This is a genomic window from Methyloglobulus sp. (assembly GCF_046714055.1).
Lineage (GTDB): Bacteria > Pseudomonadota > Gammaproteobacteria > Methylococcales > Methylomonadaceae > Methyloglobulus.
The window spans coordinates 1-2,893 of sequence record NZ_JBKKBJ010000071.1 but is presented as its reverse complement, the minus strand read 5'-3'; the positions used below and the strand labels follow the sequence as shown (position 1 = coordinate 2,893).

General features: G+C 49.0%; 5 protein-coding genes and 2 pseudogenes. All 7 read right to left on the bottom strand.

Going from position 1 to position 2,893, the window contains the following annotated elements; all coding sequences use genetic code 11:
- Positions 1-113, bottom strand: a pseudogene (locus ACLQ6D_RS04295) (IS1595 family transposase); the annotation flags it as partial.
- Between the two features lie 31 nt (positions 114-144).
- Positions 145-1,272: a DUF3631 domain-containing protein gene (locus ACLQ6D_RS04290; RefSeq protein ID WP_411726053.1), complete on the bottom strand. Its 1,128-nt coding sequence runs from the start codon at positions 1,270-1,272 to the stop codon at positions 145-147.
- Positions 1,265-1,669: a toprim domain-containing protein gene (locus tag ACLQ6D_RS04285; RefSeq protein WP_411726052.1), complete on the bottom strand. Its 405-nt coding sequence runs from the start codon at positions 1,667-1,669 to the stop codon at positions 1,265-1,267. Before ACLQ6D_RS04285 ends, ACLQ6D_RS04290 begins: the two co-directional genes overlap by 8 nt.
- A gap of 82 nt (positions 1,670-1,751) precedes the next feature.
- Positions 1,752-2,117, bottom strand: a complete 366-nt coding sequence (locus tag ACLQ6D_RS04280) for a hypothetical protein (RefSeq protein ID WP_411726051.1) — start codon at positions 2,115-2,117, stop codon at positions 1,752-1,754.
- The gene (locus ACLQ6D_RS04275; protein WP_411726050.1) at positions 2,110-2,301 is read right to left on the bottom strand and encodes a helix-turn-helix domain-containing protein; all 192 of its coding nucleotides are present in this window, start codon (positions 2,299-2,301) and stop codon (positions 2,110-2,112) included. The genes ACLQ6D_RS04280 and ACLQ6D_RS04275 overlap by 8 nt, the downstream gene beginning before the upstream one ends.
- 107 nt (positions 2,302-2,408) lie before the next feature.
- Positions 2,409-2,627 (bottom strand): helix-turn-helix transcriptional regulator, encoded by a 219-nt coding sequence (locus tag ACLQ6D_RS04270; protein WP_411726049.1) that lies wholly within the window; start codon positions 2,625-2,627, stop codon positions 2,409-2,411.
- 146 nt (positions 2,628-2,773) lie between these two features.
- Positions 2,774-2,893: pseudogene (locus tag ACLQ6D_RS04265) on the bottom strand (IS1595 family transposase); the annotation flags it as partial.

Below are 2,893 nucleotides of genomic sequence, written 5' to 3'. Positions count from 1 at the left end.
CGTGCGTGCTCAAGGTAGGCCGCACATGCCACTTCGTCCGGGAAAAGTTGTTGGAACTCGGGAAGTGACTTCGGGAACGGCAAACCATCCCGCCCAAGCACGTCGATAACCATGATTGCACCAGCTGTACAGATGCCCAGCATTCTACCTGTAGTGGCTGTCTGTGACAACCGGATAAGCACGGTCTATTGTTCCAATAAAACTAACGCGCTTGGCTTCAAAAATATCCTGAATGTCAGCCAACAATTCATTGCTGATGCTGTGCGATTTCTCGCAATCACCTGATATTTTTAACGCCGCCGCCGTTGCCTTTTTTAACCATTCGTCACCCGCGCATGAGGCAACCGCCAGTAAACCGTCCCAGTTGTCCTGGTTGCGGTCTGACAGTTCATCTGGCAACACTGGCCTTGCTTCCCTCACTTGTTGCGAGTAATCATCCGCAAACCTCGCCAGCTTTGCGGCAATGCCAGAAAACAAGCCCTTATCGGCATGGCGTAACCTGCCCACAGATTCATGCGGGAGCTTACGCCGCAAATTAAACACAATGCCACGGCTCATGGTTGCATCTGGCAAGTGTTTTTCTAGGGCTATTCCAGCAATCGCTTTTGCACTAAAAACCGGAAATGCTTTAGGCTCGTAGCTGTCGCCAATAGCCTCACTGCGCAGCACAAAGCCGTCACGCGAATGCCCCGCGTTAACCATGCCGTGCAGTTCCGCATTGTCTTTAAAGAAGGTGTCGGCTTCGTCGATTAGTATTGTTGGCTTCCATAGGTCAACCGCCCTGAATAGTGCCGATGGTGAAGCGTTCGCCGCTGGCAGTGGTCGGTAAGCCATCCTTCCTAATACCTTCAACAGTTGAGTTTTGCCGCAAACTTTCTCAGGTGCGTTAATGATCGCCAGCGGTGAGATTTCCAAAACATCAATAAACCACGAGTGGGCAACCCACAATGCCGCCGCGTGTGCCTGCTCATCGTCTAACACAATGAATTGCTGAATGGCCGTTGATATTTCATCAAGCAAGTTTGCCGGGCTTATCGGCTCTTGGCATGGCTCGATTTCATCAAACGGCAACCGCTTGGCTTCCTGCTTAGATTCACGATATGCCGTAACCTGAGCATCAAGGGTTTTTAGCTGTACCTTCATCTCCTTGGCCTTTTCGGCCCTTACTCGGTCGTACTCCAAAGGCTTGAGTGCGGCTAATTCTTTAATAATTACGTCGTCTGATTGCTTTGTTGTTTGGGCTTGGTGGCTCAATGATATGACCTTATCCATAAACAACCCCTCCAGCATTGATGAAGTCGTTAAAATCCATGTCTTCATTGGGTGGCGCGATATACAGCCCATTACAGGCAAACGCCGCAACCGTCGCTTTTTCAACGCCTACTGGGTCGTTATCGGCACAAATGATGATCTTCGCGGTTGGGTGTAGCTTTCGGATTACCTTTGCAACCGATTCTAAATTGCCAGCGTCCATTCCCACCACGACATTATGCGAGGTCGTTTCATATAGGCTCGCGCCCGTTGCCCATCCTTCTGCTATCAGGATCGTATCTGTGACTTTACCAATAGTTGAGAAACAGCCTTTTTTTCGGCCCCCGGACAAAAACCGCTTAGTGCCATCGGCGGCTATAAATTGGAGGTTAACAACCTGGTGCGACTCATCAATCAAGGGGATAACCAAGACACCTTTGTGTAGCCTTGCCCCATGTGGCTTAACGCGCTTTCTCGCTAAATATGGGTGTTGCGATTGCTCAGTTATTGGCGGCTTGTTGCCAGATAAAACGCGCTTTTTCGGCTGCTGCTTGGTGTGCCTTATCCTGCTCTTGTTGCCTAACCTGTCTAGCATATTCAATCTGCCTTTTCATGGCGGCGGCCATTGGCTGCTTTTTACCGCTTGCTGTCCAGGTGAAGGTAACGCCAGTCTTGAAGCTCATTACAAAACCACTAGGCCAATTATCAAGGTGCAAGGTATATGCCCCGTTTAATGTGCCTTTGCGGTCGCCTCCTACATAAAAGCGGTGTAACTGCCCATCGCCAATAAGGTTATCCGGTGGGTTAATGCCAGCGTTTAGCATGGCGGTTTTAAAGCTACTATCGATCTCAGAATGACTATTCATGGTTTTCACCACTCAGTAAAACGTAACGTGCTACCCGATGTTTAGCCTTGCCAGTGTCAACAGTTTGCCAATGGGTGATGATGTCATGCCCTAGTCCGCGCAATTCCTGGACACGCGCCGCCGGGTGCATGATGTCGAGTTTTTGCCGCGCTTCGAGCGTAGTGATGGGTGACGAGCCACGCAAGTAGCCTTTGCCGTTGATGCGCGGTGTCGGTTAAGGTAAAATAGGGGTGCAATATTATCTTTACGCTGCCACGGTTCGCCGCCGTGGCGGTGCTTAATCTTCTCATTTTAAGCCCTCTTTTGATTTCGCGCTTCTACCTTACCTGCAAGCCATTGATCTACCTCAGACTCAAGAAAACCCATTGTTCGGGGTGATAATTTTATTTGTTGCGGAAACTCGCCACGGGAAACAAGGTTGTAGATCGTGCTGCGACCTAACCCAGTTTTGGCTACGGTTTGGGGTAAGCGTAAGATTTTGGGTTGGGTGTTTTGTTGCTGGTTTTTCATGGACATCCTTAATGGTTTTGGGATGTCTCAGATTATCCACACAAAAAAAGGACAGCGGGAGGGGTGTCCTTAACTTTTTTTCTTAACTTTTGGATTTACGCAGTTGCGCTGAATTGTTTTTTTGCAAACTTTAAAATTGTTTCTGATTACCAATAAGCTTCAGCCAATTTTAGCAACCGTCCGGGCATCGGCGGTGTTAAGGCTGATGCACGCACTAATCTTGGCACTAACGCATCCGACTTAAAGCGTCGATTAAAACGATATTC